19 protein-coding genes, 1 riboswitch and 1 other annotated feature are annotated in these 19,976 nt (G+C 39.9%); of the genes, 14 read left to right on the top strand and 5 right to left on the bottom strand.

Going from position 1 to position 19,976, the window contains the following annotated elements:
• Positions 1–120: 120 nt before the first annotated feature.
• Both BIV60_RS02720 and BIV60_RS02715 read left to right on the top strand, forming a co-directional pair.
• Positions 121–693, top strand: coding sequence for a TetR/AcrR family transcriptional regulator (locus BIV60_RS02720; RefSeq protein ID WP_071354192.1), 573 nt, complete (start codon positions 121–123; stop codon positions 691–693).
• Positions 694–774: 81 nt separating this feature from the next.
• Positions 775–3,111 (top strand): YhgE/Pip domain-containing protein, encoded by a 2,337-nt coding sequence (locus BIV60_RS02715; protein WP_071354191.1) that lies wholly within the window; start codon positions 775–777, stop codon positions 3,109–3,111.
• Positions 3,112–3,197: 86 nt separating this feature from the next.
• On the opposite strand, the gene BIV60_RS02710 is transcribed toward BIV60_RS02715, so the two are convergent.
• The gene (locus BIV60_RS02710; protein WP_071354190.1) at positions 3,198–3,533 is read right to left on the bottom strand and encodes a hypothetical protein; all 336 of its coding nucleotides are present in this window, start codon (positions 3,531–3,533) and stop codon (positions 3,198–3,200) included.
• Positions 3,534–3,724: 191 nt separating this feature from the next.
• Positions 3,725–3,976 (bottom strand): alpha/beta-type small acid-soluble spore protein, encoded by a 252-nt coding sequence (locus BIV60_RS02705; RefSeq protein ID WP_071354189.1) that lies wholly within the window; start codon positions 3,974–3,976, stop codon positions 3,725–3,727.
• Between the two features lie 105 nt (positions 3,977–4,081).
• Positions 4,082–4,294 (top strand) — a binding site (T-box leader).
• Positions 4,295–4,317: 23 nt separating this feature from the next.
• Between BIV60_RS02705 and BIV60_RS29445 the strand changes: the two genes are divergently transcribed.
• From BIV60_RS29445 to BIV60_RS02670, 7 genes are all read left to right on the top strand, one after another.
• A complete protein-coding gene (locus tag BIV60_RS29445) occupies positions 4,318–4,539 on the top strand; it encodes a hypothetical protein (RefSeq protein WP_071354188.1) in 222 nt (73 codons plus the stop codon).
• On the top strand, positions 4,536–6,230 hold the full coding sequence (gene argS / locus BIV60_RS02695) for an arginine--tRNA ligase (protein WP_071354187.1): 1,695 nt from the start codon (positions 4,536–4,538) through the stop codon (positions 6,228–6,230). The genes BIV60_RS29445 and argS overlap by 4 nt, the downstream gene beginning before the upstream one ends.
• A gap of 71 nt (positions 6,231–6,301) precedes the next feature.
• Complete coding sequence (locus BIV60_RS02690; RefSeq protein WP_071354186.1) at positions 6,302–6,763, top strand: DinB family protein; 462 nt, start codon at positions 6,302–6,304, stop codon at positions 6,761–6,763.
• A 137-nt stretch (positions 6,764–6,900) separates the two neighbouring features.
• Entirely contained in the window at positions 6,901–7,389 is a 489-nt protein-coding gene (locus tag BIV60_RS02685; RefSeq protein ID WP_071354185.1) for a methylated-DNA--[protein]-cysteine S-methyltransferase, read from the top strand.
• Positions 7,390–7,615: 226 nt separating this feature from the next.
• Positions 7,616–9,442: an APC family permease gene (locus BIV60_RS02680; protein WP_071354209.1), complete on the top strand. Its 1,827-nt coding sequence runs from the start codon at positions 7,616–7,618 to the stop codon at positions 9,440–9,442.
• Between the two features lie 49 nt (positions 9,443–9,491).
• Positions 9,492–9,665, top strand: a riboswitch (guanidine-I (ykkC/yxkD leader).
• A 64-nt stretch (positions 9,666–9,729) separates the two neighbouring features.
• The gene (locus tag BIV60_RS02675; protein WP_071354184.1) at positions 9,730–10,071 is read left to right on the top strand and encodes a DMT family transporter; all 342 of its coding nucleotides are present in this window, start codon (positions 9,730–9,732) and stop codon (positions 10,069–10,071) included.
• Positions 10,071–10,385, top strand: coding sequence for a DMT family transporter (locus BIV60_RS02670; protein ID WP_071354183.1), 315 nt, complete (start codon positions 10,071–10,073; stop codon positions 10,383–10,385). Before BIV60_RS02675 ends, BIV60_RS02670 begins: the two co-directional genes overlap by 1 nt.
• 20 nt (positions 10,386–10,405) lie before the next feature.
• On the opposite strand, the gene uptA is transcribed toward BIV60_RS02670, so the two are convergent.
• Positions 10,406–10,999 carry an undecaprenyl phosphate transporter UptA gene (gene uptA / locus BIV60_RS02665; RefSeq protein ID WP_071354182.1) on the bottom strand — a complete coding sequence of 198 codons (594 nt, stop codon included), beginning with the start codon at positions 10,997–10,999 and terminating at the stop codon, positions 10,406–10,408.
• Positions 11,000–11,132: 133 nt separating this feature from the next.
• A complete protein-coding gene (locus tag BIV60_RS02660) occupies positions 11,133–12,314 on the bottom strand; it encodes an FtsW/RodA/SpoVE family cell cycle protein (RefSeq protein WP_071354181.1) in 1,182 nt (393 codons plus the stop codon).
• A gap of 342 nt (positions 12,315–12,656) precedes the next feature.
• On the opposite strand from BIV60_RS02660, the gene BIV60_RS02655 reads away from it, so the two are divergent.
• From BIV60_RS02655 to cshA, 5 genes are all read left to right on the top strand, one after another.
• Positions 12,657–13,433 carry a hypothetical protein gene (locus BIV60_RS02655; RefSeq protein ID WP_071354180.1) on the top strand — a complete coding sequence of 259 codons (777 nt, stop codon included), beginning with the start codon at positions 12,657–12,659 and terminating at the stop codon, positions 13,431–13,433.
• A 163-nt stretch (positions 13,434–13,596) separates the two neighbouring features.
• Positions 13,597–14,676 carry a D-alanine--D-alanine ligase gene (locus BIV60_RS02650; protein WP_071354179.1) on the top strand — a complete coding sequence of 360 codons (1,080 nt, stop codon included), beginning with the start codon at positions 13,597–13,599 and terminating at the stop codon, positions 14,674–14,676.
• Between the two features lie 202 nt (positions 14,677–14,878).
• Positions 14,879–16,252, top strand: coding sequence for a UDP-N-acetylmuramoyl-tripeptide--D-alanyl-D-alanine ligase (locus BIV60_RS02645; RefSeq protein WP_071354178.1), 1,374 nt, complete (start codon positions 14,879–14,881; stop codon positions 16,250–16,252).
• 184 nt (positions 16,253–16,436) lie between these two features.
• The gene (locus BIV60_RS02640) at positions 16,437–17,126 is read left to right on the top strand and encodes an alpha/beta hydrolase (RefSeq protein WP_071354177.1); all 690 of its coding nucleotides are present in this window, start codon (positions 16,437–16,439) and stop codon (positions 17,124–17,126) included.
• A 202-nt stretch (positions 17,127–17,328) separates the two neighbouring features.
• Positions 17,329–18,804 (top strand): degradosome RNA helicase CshA, encoded by a 1,476-nt coding sequence (cshA, locus tag BIV60_RS02635; protein ID WP_071354176.1) that lies wholly within the window; start codon positions 17,329–17,331, stop codon positions 18,802–18,804.
• Positions 18,805–18,842: 38 nt separating this feature from the next.
• Here cshA and BIV60_RS02630 read toward each other — a convergent pair whose 3' ends face one another.
• Complete coding sequence (locus BIV60_RS02630) at positions 18,843–19,958, bottom strand: GerAB/ArcD/ProY family transporter (protein ID WP_071354175.1); 1,116 nt, start codon at positions 19,956–19,958, stop codon at positions 18,843–18,845.
• Between the last annotated feature and the right edge of the window lie 18 nt (positions 19,959–19,976).

Below are 19,976 nucleotides of genomic sequence, written 5' to 3'. Positions count from 1 at the left end.
AGCAAGGCTCTTTGTCAAAAAAGGCCTTGCTTTAATATTGATTTTAAAAAAAGTTTATGATATAGTAAATTTTGTTCTAAAAAATGACTAAAAAACTAAAACGGTCAAAAGGGGGTCCGAATGGCAACAGATCGCAGAAAGATGATTGTAGAGGCGGCGACGAAGTCTTTTTCCTTATTTGGCTACAAGGCAACGACGATGGACCAAGTGGCAAGACTTGCGAATGTTGGGAAGGGCACCATCTATACTTTTTTTAAAAATAAAGAAGAGCTGTTTGAAGAAATTGTTTCATCCTTAGTCAGAGAGATGATTTCCGAAGCAGAGGATGTAATCGAGCCAAGCTTGCCTTTTACAGAAAACGTCCATCGGGCCCTTTACCGTTTATTGGAATTCCGTTCACAGCACCAGCTCATGATTAAATTAATCCAAGAAGAAACGGAAATGGGGACAATGGCGGTTGCTGAAATGCTCCAACATGTAGAAAATGAAATTATTGCCTACTTAAAGCAAAAAATTGAAATAGCTATTTCTAAGGGTGCCATTCCAGCAGCTGACCCGGAAATAACCAGCTTTTTGCTTCTAAAAATGTACATTGCCCTTGTTTCGGATTGGGAAAAACATCATGAACCTTTAAGTTCTGAGCAAATCGCCGAGCTAATGAAGGTGTTTTTATTAAAAGGATTATCAATTTGATAATCTTCTTTATTTACAAGTTTGTGACTGAATGGGGATTTTGGTCAATATTATGGGTTGTATCCAAAAAGGAGGTTAAACATGAAGGCATTATCATCTTTGAAAAGTGAGCTTTTGGGGATTATCCATAACCGTAAACTACTCATCGCCATTATTGGCGTCATGACGATTCCGCTGCTTTACAGTGGAACATTCTTATGGGCGTTCTGGAATCCGTATGGGCATGTGGACCGTATGCCGGTTGCCGTTGTCAATCATGACAAAGGCGCAGTGTATGATGGGAAAAAGCTTGAAATCGGTGAGGACTTAGTAGAAAAGTTAAAGGATAAAAAGAGCTTTAACTGGAAATTTGTAAGTGAAAAACAAGCAAATCGAGGGTTAGAAAAACAGGATTATTATATCAAAATTGAAATTCCAAAAGATTTTTCAAAAAACGCAACAACATTACAAAGCAATCATCCGAGAAAATTAAATCTGATCTACACTCCAAATGAAGGGTCAAACTATCTTTCTTCGAAAATTGGTGATTCCGCCATACAAAAGATAAAAGAAGAAGTGGCAGGTGCAGTAACAGAAACATATGCCGAATCCATGTTTGACAATATTAAAGATGTGGCAAAAGGATTAAACAAGGCCAGTGATGGGGCAGGCGACCTTCATAAGGGAATTGTTTCAGCAAAAGATGGAGCAGGAGAGTTAAATAAGGGAATTGGTACCGCGAAAGATGGGACTGCAAAATTATCAGATGGCGCAAGCTCGGTGAATAGCGGTGCGAATAAAATCGAACAAAATTTAAAAACCCTTGTAGAAAAATCTGTCACGTTTTCTAAAGGCTTGGAATCTGCTTCTTCCGGTTCAAAGGATCTTCAAAACGGGCTGCAGAAGTTTGATACAGGACTTAGTCAAATGCAGGATGGCAATGCCAAATTGGTAGAAGGAGCGAAGAAATCTCAAACCGGTGCTAAACAATTAGCAGATGGACTTGATTCTGCCGCATCGAAAATGCCAGACCTCCAAAATGGGTCAAAGCAACTGGCGGATGGTGCAACGAAACTTTCTTCCTCCATGGAAAAATGGAAGGCGGGAGCGGGAGATGCAAAAACTTGTTCGGCGCAAATTAGCGAAGGATTACAGGGAACGATTGAGTTTATAAAGCAAATGGAGGAACAAACGAATGACCCGATTGAAAAAGCCAAACTTGAAGGCTTAAAAGGGAATTTGGAAAAATTATCAGAAGGAAGCCAGAAGGTTTCGGCTGGTTTAGGTGCTCTTTCCGACAATGCAGACCTTTTAAAACAGGCCTCTGATCAATTGGCAGCCGGAGCAAATAAATTGAACAACGGCCAAACTCAACTTGCTGATGGTGTCAATCAATTGGCTTCCGGTGCAAAACAACTTGAAGATGGGCAGAATCAATTAACGCAAGGTTTAGGTACCTTTGGTAATAAACTGGATGAGGCGAAGAAAGGCTTCGGCCAAATTACAGATGGAAGCAGCAATCTAACTTCCGGTTTAAATAACTTAGCAGATGGTTCAACAAAGCTGAAAGATGGGACGAATAAGCTTGCGGATGGGTCGAAGCAATTGTCGGATGGAGCCGGTCAATTATATGATGGCACGAAAAGCTTAAACGGCGGGATGACCCAACTTGCCAATGGTTCTCATGAGTTAACAAGCGGCATGAATAAGCTTGCCGACGGCTCGAAGGAATTAAAAGATAAATTGAAGGATGGAGCCAAAAATGCAAGTGATGTCAAAGCGAATAACAATGTTTATAATATGTTTGCGAAGCCGGTTAACCTAAAAGAGGATCGTATGAATCATGTTCCTGACTATGGTACCGGTTTTACACCTTACTTCTTATCATTAAGCTTGTTTGTAGGGGCTTTAATGTTATCAATTATCTTTCCAATGTTTGAACCCGCAAGGAAACCAAAAAGCGGCTTCAGCTGGTTTGCGGGTAAATTAGGAATTTTGTTAATCGTTGGAGTCGGGCAGGCATTGCTTGCGGATGTTGTTCTGCTGGCAGGACTTGGTTTAGAAGTAAAAAGTGTTCCGCTCTTTATTATGTTAAGTATCCTTACTAGCTGGACGTTTTTAGCGATTATTCAATTCCTTGTAACTGTTCTGGATAATCCGGGCCGCTTCATTGCTGTCATTATTTTAATCTTGCAATTAACCAGCAGTGCCGGAACTTATCCAATCGAATTGGTGCCAACGATTTTGCAAAAAATTAATCACTTCCTGCCAATGACATACACGATTGCGGGATTCAGGGCGATTATTTCAACAGGTGACTTTAGCTTTATGTGGCAAAATATTGAGTTTATTTCAATTTTCTTTGTGGCCTTCTTGGCTGCTACGCTTACATTCTTTGTAGTTAAATTTAAACGGCAAAATCTACAGCAAGAAGCATAATAAGAGGGTGCTCCTAGGGGCACCCTTTATGTTTTATAATTCGTTTTATCTGCGGGAAATTGATATTTATCTGCGAAACGCATCAGTTATTCGGAAATGATGAACCTTTGAAGGTCGGGTTTTTGAACTTGGGAATATTGAGCTCTTTTAAGAGGAACCACTTTACTTTTTTTTAGATCCGAAATAGAACTTGTTTTTCCTTTGCAATTAACCGTATACTCCTCCATTAAGCTTAAAGACATGCCGAACCCAAAGACGATGATGAAGGCAACAATGATTCCGAATCCGACAGCCGTAAGGGAATAATTAGGATTGTAACCGTTTGCAAAAAAGCTGAATAAAACAATCAACATTCCAGCTCCGATTCCAAAAAAGGCAGCTTGTTTGAATACTAATAGTGTTTTTAAGTGTTTTTTCGGCATTGTCATCCACTCCTTATACTGAATATTCTATCAATTGTCACAAATTTGTCAAACTTTTTTTAAAATAATGATTGATCATTGATATATAAATGGCATTAGTAGACAAACGGGGTTCTACGTGCCCATATTCAGCCAGTAAAATAGAAGACGGTCGCTAATTAATGATTTTTGCGCCCGTCACTATCCTGTACTTATTTTTTCCCAAGGTTTTGCTGCGCCATTTTCACAAGCTCACGAACCATGCTGCCGCCTAACCTGCCGCCGACCTTTCCGGCTTGCTCAGAAGTAAGCTGGCCGTTGTACCCTTTCTTTAAAGGTACTCCTGTTTCTTCAGCCGCCTCAAACTTTGCATCCTCCGGGCTTTTGGCATTAACAACCTTGGCTTTTAGCTCATCCAATCCGGCCCTCGCTCCGGGAACGAGGATTTTATTCCTTCTCGCCATCAACAAATCCCTCCTTTCCGTTAGGATTTCCTCTTATAAGAAAAATAATGAAACAGACACTGGAAAAATCCCGTGTGTTCCAGTATAATATCTGGTAATTAATATCGATAATCCATGACAAAGAGAGTAGTTATCTATGAGGTCGAAGCGATTCAGGGGTGGTGGGAGCCTGAAACCAAAAGAAGATAATGAAGCGCACTTTCGAGATGCCTGTCCGAAGTAACAGTAGGATATGCCGGAGAATTCTCCGTTACAAAGCGTAAGCTGGTTCTTTACGAACAATTAGAGTGGTACCGCGGGATAACTCTCGTCTCTTTTATAAGAGACGGGAGTTTTTTATTTTGGCTGTGTTAAAGGACATTGTTGATTTTTTAACTCTGTTGATTGGAGCGGAAGGCGCGAAGACTCCTGTGGGAGTACGGGGCAGGGGAGACCCCACAGGAGCGAAGCGACGAGGAGGCTCCCCGGCACGCCCACGGAAAGCGAAGCGCCTGGAGCGGAAATCAACAGACAAGTTTAACACAGCCTTTATTTTAGGAAAAACAATGGAGGTTTTATTGTGAATTTTAAGAAAGAGCTTGCCGAAATTCTTTTTGAATCCCTTAAGGGAGAGATTTCAGTTCAGGACCTTGAACAACTGATTGAAAAACCAAAAAACCAAGCACATGGAGATTTAGCTTTTCCTTGCTTCACACTGGCAAAAGTAAAAAGAAAGGCACCAAATTTGATTGCCGAAGAACTAAGCAGTACGATTCAATCCCCTCTTTTTGAAAAAATAGAAGTAATTGGCGCTTATCTAAATTTCTTTTTAAATAAACAACAAGTTTCCGAGCAAATAATCAAAGAAATTAACTCGCAGGAAAGCAGCTATGGGACCCAGACAATCGGAAACGGGGGAAATGTGCCAATCGATATGTCCTCGCCAAATATCGCCAAGCCATTTTCAATGGGACATTTACGCTCAACGGTCATTGGTAATTCCTTGTCTTTAATTCTTGAAAAATGCGGATATAAGCCGGTGAAAATCAATCATCTTGGCGACTGGGGCACGCAGTTTGGTAAATTAATTACTGCTTATAAACTTTGGGGAGATGCCGAAAAGGTTAAACAAAATCCAATTAAAGAGCTGTTGGCCCTTTATATTAAGTTCCATGAAGAAGCGGAAAATGACCTATCTCTTGTTGACCAGGGCAGAAGCTGGTTTAAAATGCTTGAGGATGGGGACAAAGAAGCTCAGGAGTTATGGAAATGGTTCCGCGATGAGTCCTTAAAAGAATTCTCTAGAATATACGGCTTAATGAAGGTTGAGTTTGACTCCTTTAACGGTGAAGCTTTTTACAATGATAAAATGGACCGTGTTGTGAAGCTTCTTGAGGAAAAACAATTGCTGGTAGAATCAGACCAGGCACAAGTGGTGGAGTTAACGGAAGAAGAATTGCCGCCATGTTTAATCAAAAAATCTGATGGTGCAACATTGTACGCTACCCGCGATTTAGCTGCAGCACTTTATCGGAAGGAAACCTACGATTTTGAAAAGTCCTTATATGTTGTCGGAAATGAACAAAGCCTCCATTTTAAACAATTAAAAGCTGTTTTAGGAAAACTGGGCTATGACTGGGCACAGAGTATGGTCCATATTCCATTTGGCATGATGTTAAAAGAAGGCAAGAAAATGTCGACAAGAAAAGGAAAGGTTGTTTTATTAGAAGAGGTTTTGGATGAATCGATTTCGATGGCGCGCCATAATATTGAAGAGAAAAATCCAAATCTTGAAAACAAAGATGCGGTTGCGAAACAGGTCGGGGTCGGAGCGGTTATTTTCCATGACTTAAAGAATTTCAGAATGAATGATATTGAGTTTTCTTTAGAAGAAATGCTTCGTTTTGAGGGGGAAACAGGGCCGTATGTACAATATACACATGCTCGCGCCTGTTCGATTTTACGTAAAGGAAACTGGTCCGGTGATTGGTACCCAGAAGGAATGGATTATTCTTGGGAAAAAGAATGGAAGGTTATTAGCATGCTAATGGAATTTCCAACTGCAATCAAAAGAGCGCTTAACCAGTTTGATCCTTCTCAAGTCGCTAAATATGTGATTGACCTTGCCCAAGCGTTTAATAAATATTATGGCGAAGTGAAAATCCTTGAGGATAACGCAGAGAAACAAGCACGCTTAGCTCTTGTTTATTCTGTAACGGTTGTTCTAAAAGAAGGTTTACGTTTATTAGGTGTCGAGTCTCCTGAAGAAATGTAAGGCATTTAATTTTCTTATTTGGATGATTTTGGGTTAAAATAGAAACTGAGTATAATGGGGGAGGCTAGGAAATGAGCGAATTATTTTTCAAACATTTTGAGGTAACCAGGAATTTTCTTCTTAAAAATGTCGATGGATTAGATGGAGCGATTGTTGATGTACAGCCGGAGGGCTTTAATAACACGATTCATTGGCATATTGGGCATGTGTTAACAGTAGCCGAACAGTTTATGTTTGGGTTCCCTAAAAAATCCACTAATCTTCCTGAGAACTATATGATGCTGTTTGCCACGGGTACGAAACCAGCTGATTGGCAAGGGGATGTTCCATCTGTCGAGGAATTATCCCGTCAACTTAAAGAGCAAATCAACCGGATTAAAGAGGTTCCAGCTGAGAGCTTAAAGGAACGGCTTGCAACCCCATTTCTTGGTTTAGAAACTTTCGGTGAAGTTGCAAATTTTGCCACCTTCCATGAAGCCAATCATTTGGGGCAAATACAGGCGATGAAACGTGTCATTGAAGCTAAAGCATAAATAGAAGAAAAAACGGCAATTGAAAAATCGTTTCTACGATATGTAGGAACGTTTTTTCATTTTTTAGAGTTAAAAGGGAATTAAAATGGCTGTATAATGGAAAAGAATATGGTTGTGTATTAATTGGGGTGATCGAATTGAGATTAGGATATGCGGCTTACGAATCGCCGATTGGGATGCTTTATATAATTGCAGATGAAAAAGGCGTCAAAAGAATTGAGCTGTTTGAAGAAGACTGGTTAAACTATCAAAAAGAAAACCCGTTCTTAAAAGAAGATATGGAACTTTGCGGTGAAGCAATAAAACAGTTGGATGAGTATTTTCACGGTCAGCGTCAGCAATTCGAACTTCCCCTGTCGATAGAGGGAACGGATTTTCGAAAAAAGGTTTGGAAGGCGCTTCAATCCATCCCCTTTGGCGAAATGAAAAGCTATGCTGATGTGGCTGAAATGATCGGAAACCCAAAAGCCGTTCGTGCGGTTGGTCAAGCAAATCGGGCAAATCAGATTCCGATTATTATCCCATGCCATCGGGTAATTGGCAAAAATGGCAGCTTGGTCGGATATGCAGGAAGTAATACCCCGATTAAAAGGAAACTGCTTGAAATTGAAAGGATTAAGATGTAGGATGAAAAAGTTGTCCGGAGGATTGAATCGAATCTTTGTAGGACAGCTTTTTCTTTTACCCTAATAAATTAATATTTTTCGACAACAATAAAGAAAGCACTTGGTTTTTGAAGTTTATTAGCAGTATTTCATGGTTTTTGTCGAAAAAAAAAATACTTCATATTCGCTATCCTCTTATGATAAAATCAATCGGGTAATTCTACTTCAAGTCTGGTGGGTGAATCGCTTGCTCTCTTCTATTAAGAGATTTCTAATTGGCCGGCCGTTAAAATCAGCGGCATTGGGCGAACAAAAGTTAAATATATTAAAAGCCTTAGCCATTCTTTCTTCGGATGCATTATCTTCCGTTGCATACGGAACGGAGCAAATTCTAATTGTTTTGTCGACCATTAGTGTCATTGCCTTTTGGTATTCCATTCCAATTGCAGTAGGAGTTTTATTTTTATTAGCCGCACTTATCATTTCTTATCGGCAAATTATTTTTACATACCCACATGGTGGCGGCGCTTATGTGGTTTCAAAAGAAAACCTAGGGGAAAATGCAGGATTAATAGCCGGTGGGTCCCTCCTGGTTGATTACATCCTAACAGTAGCAGTAAGTGTTTCAGCGGGGACAGATGCGATTACATCGGCTTTTCCGGTGCTGCATCCGCATACGGTCCCGATTGCCTGTGTTTTGGTTGTATTAATTACGATTTTAAATCTTCGTGGTTTGACAGAATCAGCTACCATTCTCGCCTATCCGGTTTATTTATTTGTTTTTGCACTTTTTATTTTGATTGGTGTCGGCATATTTAAAATATTGACAGGTAATGTTGCCCCAACCGTTCATCATCCATCAATTGGTGCGCCAGTTCAGGGAATCACCTTATTCTTATTGCTAAGGGCCTTTGCATCAGGATGTTCCGCATTAACCGGTGTTGAAGCAATTTCAAATGCAATTCCGAATTTCAAGGACCCTGCTCCAAATAATGCGGCAAAAACGCTTATTTTAATGGGATCTTTGCTTGCCCTATTATTTTCAGGGATTACTTTTTTAGCCTATTATTATGGGATTGCTCCAAAGGCGGAAGAAACTGTTGTATCGCAAATTACTAAAGAAACGTTTGGACGAAATTATTTATACTTTTTTGTACAGGGTACGACGGCGCTAATTCTAGTGTTGGCAGCCAATACTGGTTTCTCTGCTTTTCCGCAATTAGCTTATAATCTGGCAAGAGACAAATATATGCCAAGGATGTTTACGATTCGGGGTGACCGTCTCGGGTATTCAAATGGAATTGTTTCTTTGGGTATTGCCTCGATTTTATTAATCATTACCTTCCATGGGCAGACGGAACATCTAATTCCGCTTTATGCAGTTGGTGTATTTATTCCGTTTACCTTGTCGCAAACGGGGATGATTATTAAGTGGGTTCGTGAAAAACCGCCCGGCTGGTTGGCGAAACTGACAGCCAATTTTATTGGTGCCTTAATTACACTTACAGTTTTATTGATATTCTTTATAACAAAGCTTGGGCAAGTTTGGTTCGTCTTTATTTTCCTGCCATTAATTGTTATCCTTTTTCACCGGATTAATAAGCATTATGAGGCGGTCGGAGAGCAGCTGCGCGTTTACAACCAATTGCCGGCGATCCCCGTTGAAGGGAATGTCATTATTGTTCCAGTGGCGGGCATTACACGGGTAGTGGAAAACTCCATTAATTATGCAAAGTCGTTAACGGATCAAATTTTTGCCGTTTATGTTTCATTTGATCGTGAGGATGAAAAACGCTTTGCGGAAAAATGGGAAAAGTGGCAGCCGGATGTCAGGTTAGTCACGTTACAATCGCATTATCGAAGCATTTTACATCCGTTAAGTAAATTTATTGATACGGTGGAACATAAAGCGAGTGGAAATAATTACCGCGTGACCGTACTAATTCCACAATTTATCACGAAGAAGAGCTGGCACAATATTTTGCATAACCAATCCAGTTTATTAATTCGGACCTATCTGCTTTATAAAAAGAAAGTGATTGTGGCGACGCTGCCATATCATTTCAAAAAGTAGAATTTGGAAGTTCCTGGCCCCGAGGGTTTGTGTTAAAATAAATCATATATAAAAAGTTTTCTAGGGTTCCGTGGCTATTTGCCAGTCTGGTCCGAGAGGAAACGCACCATCTAAGAAAACGGTTGTGTAGGTATGCCGATGAAGTCAAAAAAGGACTTCACCGTCAGACCTGTAAGCTGCTTCCGCTTTTCGGTGTACACGGAAGGATAAAAGCCTGGGAGATACTATTATTAGATATCTCCCAGGCTTTTTTTGCATGTAAGGACTTTCTAAAAGGAGTGAAGAAAATGAATGTTAATTGGATGAAAGTGTTTATTGCTGCATTTTTTGAAGTGTTTTGGGTTATAGGGTTAAAACATGCAGATAATTTTTGGACTTGGGCAGGAACGGTCATTTCAATTTTTATAAGTTTTTATGCACTGATAATGGCTGGGCGGAAACTTCCAGTTGGAACGGTTTATGCAGTCTTTGTAGGTTTGGGTACTGCGGGTACCGTTTTTTCTGAAATCATTTTCTTTGGGGAACCATTTAAAGTGGAGAAAATAATATTAATAGTTGTTTTACTAATAGGCGTAATTGGTTTGAAGTTAGTTACAAAAGACGAGGTTGAGGAAGGAGTTGATTCCTAATGGCTTGGATTTCATTAATCTTGGCAGGGGTGTGTGAAATGTTTGGAGTAACAATGATTAATAAATTGCATAGGGACCGTAGTTGGCAATCAATCATTCTACTAGTAATAGGATTTGGAGGCAGTTTTCTATTCCTGGCGTATGCAATGAAATCTTTGCCGATGGGAACAGCTTATGCAATCTGGACTGGGATTGGGGCTTCTGGCGGAGCGTTATTAGGAATGCTTTTATATGGCGAATCAAAAGATTTGAAAAGAATTTTTTTTATTGCTTTGATTTTAAGCGCAGCAATTGGCTTAAAGCTCGTTTCATAAAGATAAGGAAAACCACCGAATTAATCGGTGGTTTTCTTTGTTTTTTTGATGATAAAATAAATGGCTCCTAAAATAACTGCTGCGATAATAATAGGGAGCACATACGGCTGTGCGTACTCCTTAATATGGGCCCAATTTTGACCAAGTACCTTTCCTAAATAAAGAAACAGGATTGTCCATGGCAGCACCGCCGCAACCGTATAAAGGGTAAATTTACTGACAGACATCTTTGCGATACCAGCAGGAATGGAAATGGCATGTCTGACAACAGGGATAAAGCGGGCTGAAAAAATCACTCCGGCCCCATACTTATTAAACCAATGCTCGGCAATGTCGATATGGCTCTTTTTAATTAACACATATTTTCCGTACTTTTCAAGAAAAGGCCGGCCTCCGTAATAACCTGCCCAATATAAAAATAACTGGGCAATCGTTCCGCCGATTGTTCCTGCAATAACAGCCCCTAAAAAGTTTAAATGGCCTTGTGAAATCATATATCCGCCATAACCCAAAACAATCTCACTTGGGATAATTTCAATCATTAAACCTAACGCAATCCCGAGATAACCTAATTGTGATAAAAACATTAATATCGAGAAAATAAAATCCTTCATGACTCACCTGCACCCATGTAGTAATATACCTTTATTTAGTTTATAACAGATTGTCCACTAAAGAAATAAATATGGTACCTTTTTAACAATCATTCCTAAAATAAACAAAAAAGACAGCGGAGTCCCGCTGCCTTTAGGCATCTACCGATTTGCCAGTAGAAAACATATAGGTCTGGTGGTGGTAACGGATGCTGTAGACAAGCCCCATTGCAAACATATTCCCCATTAAAGAGCTTCCTCCATAGCTGATGAAGGGAAGCGGAATGCCGGTAATCGGCAGCACTTGAATCGTCATCCCGATATTTTGAAAAACGTGAAAAGAAATCACGCTGATCACCCCTATGCAGACATAGGTATTAAACGGATCATTCGTGTCCAAGGATGTTTTGATTAAATGATAAATCAGCAGAAAGAACAGTCCGATTATAATACTACCACCAACAAAACCGTATTCTTCACCGATAATACTAAAAATGAAATCGGTATGGCCCTCAGGAATATATACGTCACCTTTATCAAACCCTTTACCCGTCACCATTCCTGAGCCGATTGCCGATAATGATTTCATCAGATGGAAGCCGGAATCGCTTTTATGGTTCACCGGGTCAAGCCAAGAATAAATCCTCTCAAATTGATAGGTCTTTACTTTTAAATATTTTACAAGCAGTTCCGGTTTCTGAACAACAAGATAAAGAATACCTGCCCCAAGACCTGCACCCGAACCATAGATGGGTAAAATGATTTTCCAAGATATCCCCGAGACTAAAATAAGACCGGTGAGAATTGATAAAATCACGAGAGCGGTCCCTAAGTCAGGCTGAAGCATAATCAGCCCAAGTGGAACAGCCGTGGTAATCCCTAATTTTAAAAGTAACAAGAAATCCAATTTCAGAGATTTCCCTTTAAACTTTTCTTGATGCTGGGTAATGACACGGCTTAAGGCAAGAATCAAAAAGGTTTTCACAAATTCCGAAGGCTGTATGCCAAATCCATGAATGATAAACCAGCTTTTTGCGCCGTTTCGATAGGGAGCAATGCTTGTCGGTGCCACGATTATCGCAATCAAAAGTAACAGACCAAACCCATAAAAATACCAAGAAAGCCGCTTATATTGATCGCTGTCAATGAGGATTGCTACAGAAATAATTGCAGCCCCGACTACATACCAAAAGACCTGTTTAATTAAGAAGTTTTCATTATACTGTGCTGCACCCTGGGCACTGTAAATGGCTGCACTGCTAATCAGGAAAAATAAAAACAATATTAACGTTAAAGTCCAATCAAACCGATCCGCTCTTTTTGAAAAATAATCCATATGTCACACCCGTTTTTTCACATTTGTTACTATCATGCTAACAAAGAAATAATTACCTAACAATACAAAATATTACAATAGATAAGACGAATGGAACAGGAATATGGTTTCAAAAAAATCCCAAGACGAGGTAATGCAAAAACATGGATCATTGATATTTTAAAAATAGTAGTTTTTGTGATAATCCATTTGCAATTTTCATCATCAAAGCTTTAAAATTGTAAAAGAATTGAAATAAGCTATTTGACCTATTCTTTGGTAAAATGGTAAGGGATTAAGAAATCAGGGCAGCAGGTACGGAGCTGTCATTTAAGATAAATTTACTTTCGGAGGAGTTTGGCCTTGAAAAAGCATCATCAAGACATACGGGATCTTATTTATGTACATTTAAATCAATCTGATCAGTATGTAATGTCCTACGGAATTGAATTCGATGAGTTTGCTGCTGCTTTTTCAGATTCATTAAACCACTTGCTTTTATTAAAGCACCGCTTTGATGATACTGAGTTTAATATGCATACGCTGCTAGAATATTGTCCGGAGGATCGCGTAAAAAAATTAGCTGGAGAAGATGTATACGGATACGGAGATTTTTGCTGGATTGATTTTATCGAAGAAGAGGTTTTAAACGAATTAACGGGGCAGGAAATCGCAGAACTATTATATTTGGGGCATTTGAAGCAGCATTTAAAATCGCCTTTTTATAATAAGCTGGGAAATCGGTTTGTGTATTTAGCCCATGATGACGGCTGGTTTAACAAAATCTATTATCGAACCTTTAAGGACTTTTTCCATTTATTAAGTGAGGCCATTTCTGGGAAGGTGAGTAAACTTAAAATGGAGAAATCTCTTTTAGGTTTAAGAAAAAAACGTTCTTATCCTTCCGTAAACAAAGAGATTCTTCTTTCTTTGACTCCTTTTATGAAAGAGGGTATCTGTATTTCATTGAAAGATGCAGATCAGCAGCGTACGAAGATTGAGATTCCTATCTGGGTAATTGGCGATTTTGCCAATATGGATGATATGTACGAGGAATATGAAATCATTTCAAAGGAACCGTATCATGCAAAAATTGTTTTTGATAAAAAAACAAAAGAGTGGAAATTAAATGTTCACTAATCTCTCCGGATAAATTTGGAGAGATTTTATTTTTTGATTGTTTTGAACCAAGCCGCGAGTTTCATAAAATAGGAAATAATAGAATAAAAAAGATTATCACATCATTCCCTTATCTAAATGATAAAGTGCTAAAATATAAACAGTATGAAAATGGAGGTTTATCATGAAAACAAAACTGGGTTTATTATACGGAGGGAAATCCGCTGAACATAAAGTATCAATGCAGACGGCAATGGCTGTCATTCGTGCACTGGACCTTGAAAAATTTGAAATCAATCCTATATACATAAATGAAGAAGGTCACTGGATTAAAGGGCCGCAGCTGGAAGCTCCTGTTGAAAACGTAAAGGCATTGGAATTTTCGGAAGAGAACCAGTTGTCCCCGTTATCTTTAGCACCAGCATTATTTGAAGGCCAAAAACAAGAACAAGCGCCGCTTGATGTCATCTTTCCACTTCTGCACGGCCCAAATGGCGAAGATGGCACCGTCCAAGGATTATTAGAACTATTAAATCTTCCATACGTCGGAAACGGGGTGCTCGCATCCTCAGCTGGTATGGATAAAGTGATGATGAAAAATGTATTTGCGCAGGCCGGGCTTGCCCAAGTAGACTATGTCGCTTTTATCAAAAGTGAATGGCAAAAGGGAAAAGAGGCCGCGTATGCTAAGGTCGAAGAAGAGATTGGTTATCCATGTTTCGTAAAACCGGCTAATCTTGGCTCGAGTGTTGGAATAAGCAAATGCCGAAATCGTGCGGAGCTAGAAACTGCTTTTACGGAAGCTTTTCAATTTGATCGCAAGGTGATTATTGAAGAAGGCGTTACTGCCCGTGAAATTGAAGTGGGACTTTTGGGGAATGACGAACCGGAATGTTCCGTTGCGGGAGAAATTGTGCCCAAAAAAGACTTTTATGATTATAAAGCGAAATACGAAGACGGAGAGACAGCTTTGATTATTCCGGCGGATATCACCGAGGAAGAATATAAGCAAATTAAAGAAATGGCGATTCAGGCATTTAAAGCGTTGGATTGTTCAGGATTGGTTCGGGCTGATTTCTTCCTGACAAAGGATGGAAAAGCATTAATCAATGAAGTCAATACGATGCCAGGTTTCACTCCTTTTAGTATGTTCCCGCTATTATGGAAGCATACTGGTGTTGAATACCCGCAATTAATTGAGCGCCTTGTCAACCTGGCACAAGAAAGACATGCCGAGAAACAACAAATTAAATATACATTCTAAACGAAAAGCGGATGCGCCTTGTTCAGCCCCGACAGCTGCTTGCGGTCCTGCCGGTGAAGTCGTTCTTTGACTTCATCGGCAGGACCGAAGCAACCTCGAGGGGCTAGGCGCAGAAGCTAGACAATAAATATGTACTGTATGACACGGCGCGATTTCGCCGTGTCCGTTCTTTGAAATGATGGGAATTAGGAGGGTAAGAAGGATGAAAAGAACACTTAGTCAGATTGCTGAAATGATTCCGGTAAAAAATGATATTACTCCATTTAAAGATGTGAACGTCTGCGGCATTGTAATTGACTCCAGAAAAATCGAAGCAGGAAGCTTGTTTGTACCGTTTAAAGGAGAACGGGTGGATGGACATAAATATGTAGAGGAATCCATCCAAAAAGGTGCAGCAGCTGCACTTTGGCAAAGCGATGTTCCCAACCCGCCCGAGCACTTGCCGCTTTTAATTGTAGATGATTGTTTAACGGCCCTGCAGGAATTGGCAAGAAGCTATCGAAAGCAACTGGATATAAAGGTAGTGGGCATCACCGGTAGTAATGGAAAAACCACTACAAAAGATTTAACGGCCGGCCTTCTGTCTACTCGATATAAGGTTCAAAAAACAGAAGGAAACTATAATAATCAAATCGGTCTTCCATTAACAATTTTAGGATTGGAAGAAGATACGGATATCGCTGTTTTGGAAATGGGAATGAGCGGAAGGGGAGAAATTGAATTTCTTACCAAGCTTGCCTGCCCGGATGCGGTCGTGATTACGAATATTGGCGAATCCCACTTGCTTGATCTTGGTTCAAGAGAAGGAATTGCTGAGGCTAAACTTGAAATATTGCAGGGGTTAAAAGAGGGTGGACTAGCTGTACTGCACGGGGATGAACCATTATTAATGGAACGGATTCATCAATTTAAAGGGAATGTTGCAGTTGAAACCTTTGGAAGAAGTGAAGCTAACAACCTATACCCAACCAATATTGTTCAATTGGATCATGGTAACAGGTTTAAGACAAATGCTTCAATAGAAAGCTTTGAGCTGCCTGTTTTAGGCACGCACAATATTTTAAATGCGCTGGCGGCTATGCTGATTGCACGGTATTTAAATGTTCCTTTTGAAAAAATGAATGAAGGTTTAGCAGGGATTAAACTTACAAATATGAGAATGGAACTCGTCGAAGGTAAGCATGGTGAAAAAATTATTAACGATGCCTATAATGCCAGTCCGACATCCATGATTGCAGCGATTGAATTGGTATCGAATCTTCAGGGGTATGAGAAAAAAATTCTCGTATTAGGCGATATGCTGGAACTAGGGCCGCAAGAAGAACAATACCATCTGCAAATTGGCAGTGGCTTGAACCCTGACAAAATAGACTTATTGTTTACGTATGGAAAATTAGGAGCGCATATTGCCAAGGGTGCCCGTACCGTTTTAGGAGAAAACCGAGTTTTTACGTTTACGGATAAGGAAGAATTACTCCAAGAATTGGAACAGCATGTAAATGAAAAAGCATTGGTACTAGTTAAAGCATCACGTGGAATGAAATTAGAGGAAATTGTGAATTCTCTGCAAAAATAACTATGTTGATTGGAGCGGAAGGCGCGAGACTCCTGCGGGTGATCGGAACTGGGGAGACCCCGCAGGCGCTTTAGCGCCGAGGAGGCTCCTCGGACCGCCCGCGGAAAGCGAAGCGCCTGGAGCGCAAATCAACAGGCAAGGTTAACACAGCATAAATAAAATGGTGTTTTGGCAGGTGTTTATAATGATTGGCTGCTTGTGTATTCACGGCTTTACGGGGGCCCCTTATGAAGTAGAACCATTGGTGGAGTATTTATCAGAACGGACGGCGTGGAAATTCCAGGTGCCTACACTTCCGGGTCATGGTGAAATACTTTCATTAAAAGGGGTTTACTATCAACAGTGGATTGAATGTGCCGAGGTTGAATTAAAAAAGCTCCTCCAAACCTGTGATGAAGTGTATGTCATTGGTTTTTCAATGGGAGGCTTAATTGCAGCCTATTTAGCAGCCAATTATCCTGTTAAAAAGCTTGTTTTATTAAGTGCCGCAGCCCTTTACATCAATCCGAAACAAATGGCGGTAGAAGTAAAAACGATGCTGATGGATTCCCTTCGAGGAAACTTAAGGGAGAATGAATTATTTCAGCGTTATATAAGAAAAATAAAAGCAACCCCCATAGCGGCAACCTTGCAATTTCGTCAACTTGTCTCCTTTATAAAACCACTTTTGCATCAAGTAGAAGTGCCTACCTTAATTGCTCAAGGGGAATGTGATGGAATGGTGCCGCCCAAAAGTGCTGAATATTTGTATCGGACGATTCGTGCAAAAAAGAAGCAAATTACGTACATTAAGGATTCCCAACATCATATTTGTCACTGTGAGGAAAAAACCGCCCTATTTTCTCAAGTGTACGATTTTTTAACCGAGTGTTAAGGTTGGTAAAAACTAGCTTTGATTGCAATGTACATGGAATAGTGGTATGATTATCATCGACGTGTCTTAAGATCGAGCAAACATGGGCATACTCCTATGGAGGAATGTCTTTTTTTTGGTAAAATAAATTTGGGCATTTTGATGCGTAACGATACATTCAGTACAAACATAATTTTTAAATAGATGAAGGAGATTGAAAACATTGACGAAGTTTCAAGATTTAGGTATTAGCCAGGCAACACTAAAGGCTGTCCTCCGTATGGGTTTTGAGGAGGCAACACCAATCCAGGCAGAGACGATTCCGTTGAGCTTAGAAAATAAAGATTTGATCGGTCAGGCTCAAACAGGAACAGGAAAAACAGCTGCATTTGGAATTCCATTAGTAGAAAAAATTGATATGAGCGTAGAAGCAATTCAAGGGATTATCATCGCTCCCACACGTGAACTTGCGATTCAAGTTTCAGAAGAGCTTTATAAAATCGGAGCGGGTAAAAGAGTCCGCGTATTACCAATTTACGGCGGGCAGGATATTGGCCGCCAAATCCGTTCTCTTAAGAAAGCTCCACATATCATTGTAGGTACACCAGGACGTGTCCTTGACCATATTAACAGAAAAACACTTCGCTTAGACCATGTTCATACAGCCATCTTGGATGAAGCAGATGAAATGCTAAACATGGGATTCATTGAAGATATTGAAAGCATCTTAGCGGAAATCCCTACTGAACGCCAAACATTATTGTTCTCTGCAACGATGCCGGCACCGATTCAGCGTATGGCTGAAAAGTTCATGAAGGATCCGCAGATTGTTCGTGTGAAGGCAAAAGAAATGACGGTACCTTTAATCGAACAATATTATGTGGAAGTACAAGAAAAGAGTAAATTCGATGTACTGACAAGACTATTGGATATCCAATCACCCGAGCTTGCGATTGTCTTTGGACGTACAAAACGCCGTGTTGATGAGTTATCAGAAGCGCTAAACCTAAGAGGTTATACGGCAGAAGGAATTCATGGGGATTTAAGCCAAGCAAAACGTCTGTCTGTCCTTCGCAAGTTTAAGGAAGGTTCAATCGATGTTCTTGTCGCTACGGATGTAGCAGCAAGGGGCCTTGATATCTCGGGTGTAACTCATGTATATAACTTTGATATTCCGCAGGATCCTGAAAGTTATGTTCACCGTATTGGCCGTACCGGCCGTGCAGGTAAAACAGGGGTAGCGATGACTTTTATTACACCAAGAGAAAAATCGTATCTATCTGTTGTTGAAAAAACAACGAAGCGTAAAATGGAAAAAATGAAGCCGCCAACTCTTGATGAAGCATTAGAAGGCCAGCAGCGTGCAGTCGTAGATAAAATTTCGCAGACGATTGAGTCCAATAATCTTCAATATTACAAAGCGGCTGCGGAAGAATTGCTTGAAGCAAATGATGCATCTACTGTAGTTGCTGCTGTGTTGAAGATGTTAACGAAAGAACCGGATACAACTCCTGTAAAACTGACAGAAGAACAGCCGCTTCCACAAAAACGGGAAAGAAGATCTCAGGACCGTGATCGCAGAAGAAGAGACGATTCAAGAGGCTACAACTCCGATCGCCGAAAAAAAGCACCTGTAAAACCAAGAAGCGGTGAAAAAAGAGCGTCTGGAAAATCAAAGCCGAGAAGCTATAATCATTAAAAATAGGAAAGAGCATGGGCATTATGTCCATGCTCTTTTTAGCTTTCTTTCAACTTTTTGTTTGATTTTTTCTTTAAAGATTGTTTGATTGTGTCCATTATTAAATATAGTAAAGGGATAGACTCTATAAAGTAGGAAAAAGTGGACCATGATTGGGTAAAAAGGCTCTGTATTTCTGCGCTTCCACTTCCCATGTTTAAGGATAATGCAATAATCACGGCTGTTAATGAAAACGTCAGGGGGCGATGATCTTTCAAGCGAAATAGATGGGCAGAGATTTGAAGTGAAATCGTAAATAAAACGGTAATTTTTATAAAAACGGTTGTTGCCCAAATAGAAATTAGTAAATGATCTAGGTTCTGGATGAAATCAGCAATTCGAATATAGCGAATCATCTCTAACATTGGATAAGTTAGATGACTGGATAAATTCGGGCCAAAAAGGAGTAATAACCAAAAAATGTTTGAACCAATAAATATAACAGAGAAAAATGCTGCCCAGATGATTGACTTTAAGGTTTTATGCTTTTGAGTTAAATAGGGAAATAAGAAGAGTAAAATAATGATTTCTCCAAAAAAAGAGGCAGTGGAGTAGCTGCCCGCAAAAATTCCTTGACCGCTATGGTTGGTCACAAAAGCCATCCATCGTTCCCATTGCAATTCCTTGCCAATAAAAATCATGTTTCCGATATTGGCAAGAATCACGAGGTAAAATAACCCCTGGGCAATCCGAAATAAATTTTCAAATCCTAACCTTGCTGTAACTGCGACAACAATTCCAAACATGCAGCCGACTGCCCAATTAGGTGTTCTTGGGAGATAGGTTTGCACGATGAAATCTTCATATTCTCTTAAAATCAGTGCACTTATTTGCAGTAAGGAAATAAAGAATATCACCATAATCGGAATATGGATCCAACTGGGGAAGATCTCCTTTCCGTAGTGGGTGAAAAATTCGTTTGGTCTTCGCATCGCGAGTTTTATGACAAAAAAGGCAAGAATAATTCCTGCTAAAGCGCTTATACAAAGAACAAGGACTGAATCATACTGTGATAGGTAAATTAGGTGGCTAGCACCAAATCCAACCAATGTGGAGAAAAAATAAAGAATGAAAAAAAGCATTAATTGATTTTGGGTAATCTGTTGGGTTTTCAAAAGAATCCACCTAACCTA

The organism is Bacillus sp. MUM 116 (assembly GCF_001866655.1).
Taxonomy (GTDB): domain Bacteria; phylum Bacillota; class Bacilli; order Bacillales; family Cytobacillaceae; genus Neobacillus.
The sequence above is the reverse complement of the archived record's forward strand: the minus strand, read 5'-3'. Positions and strand labels throughout refer to the sequence as shown.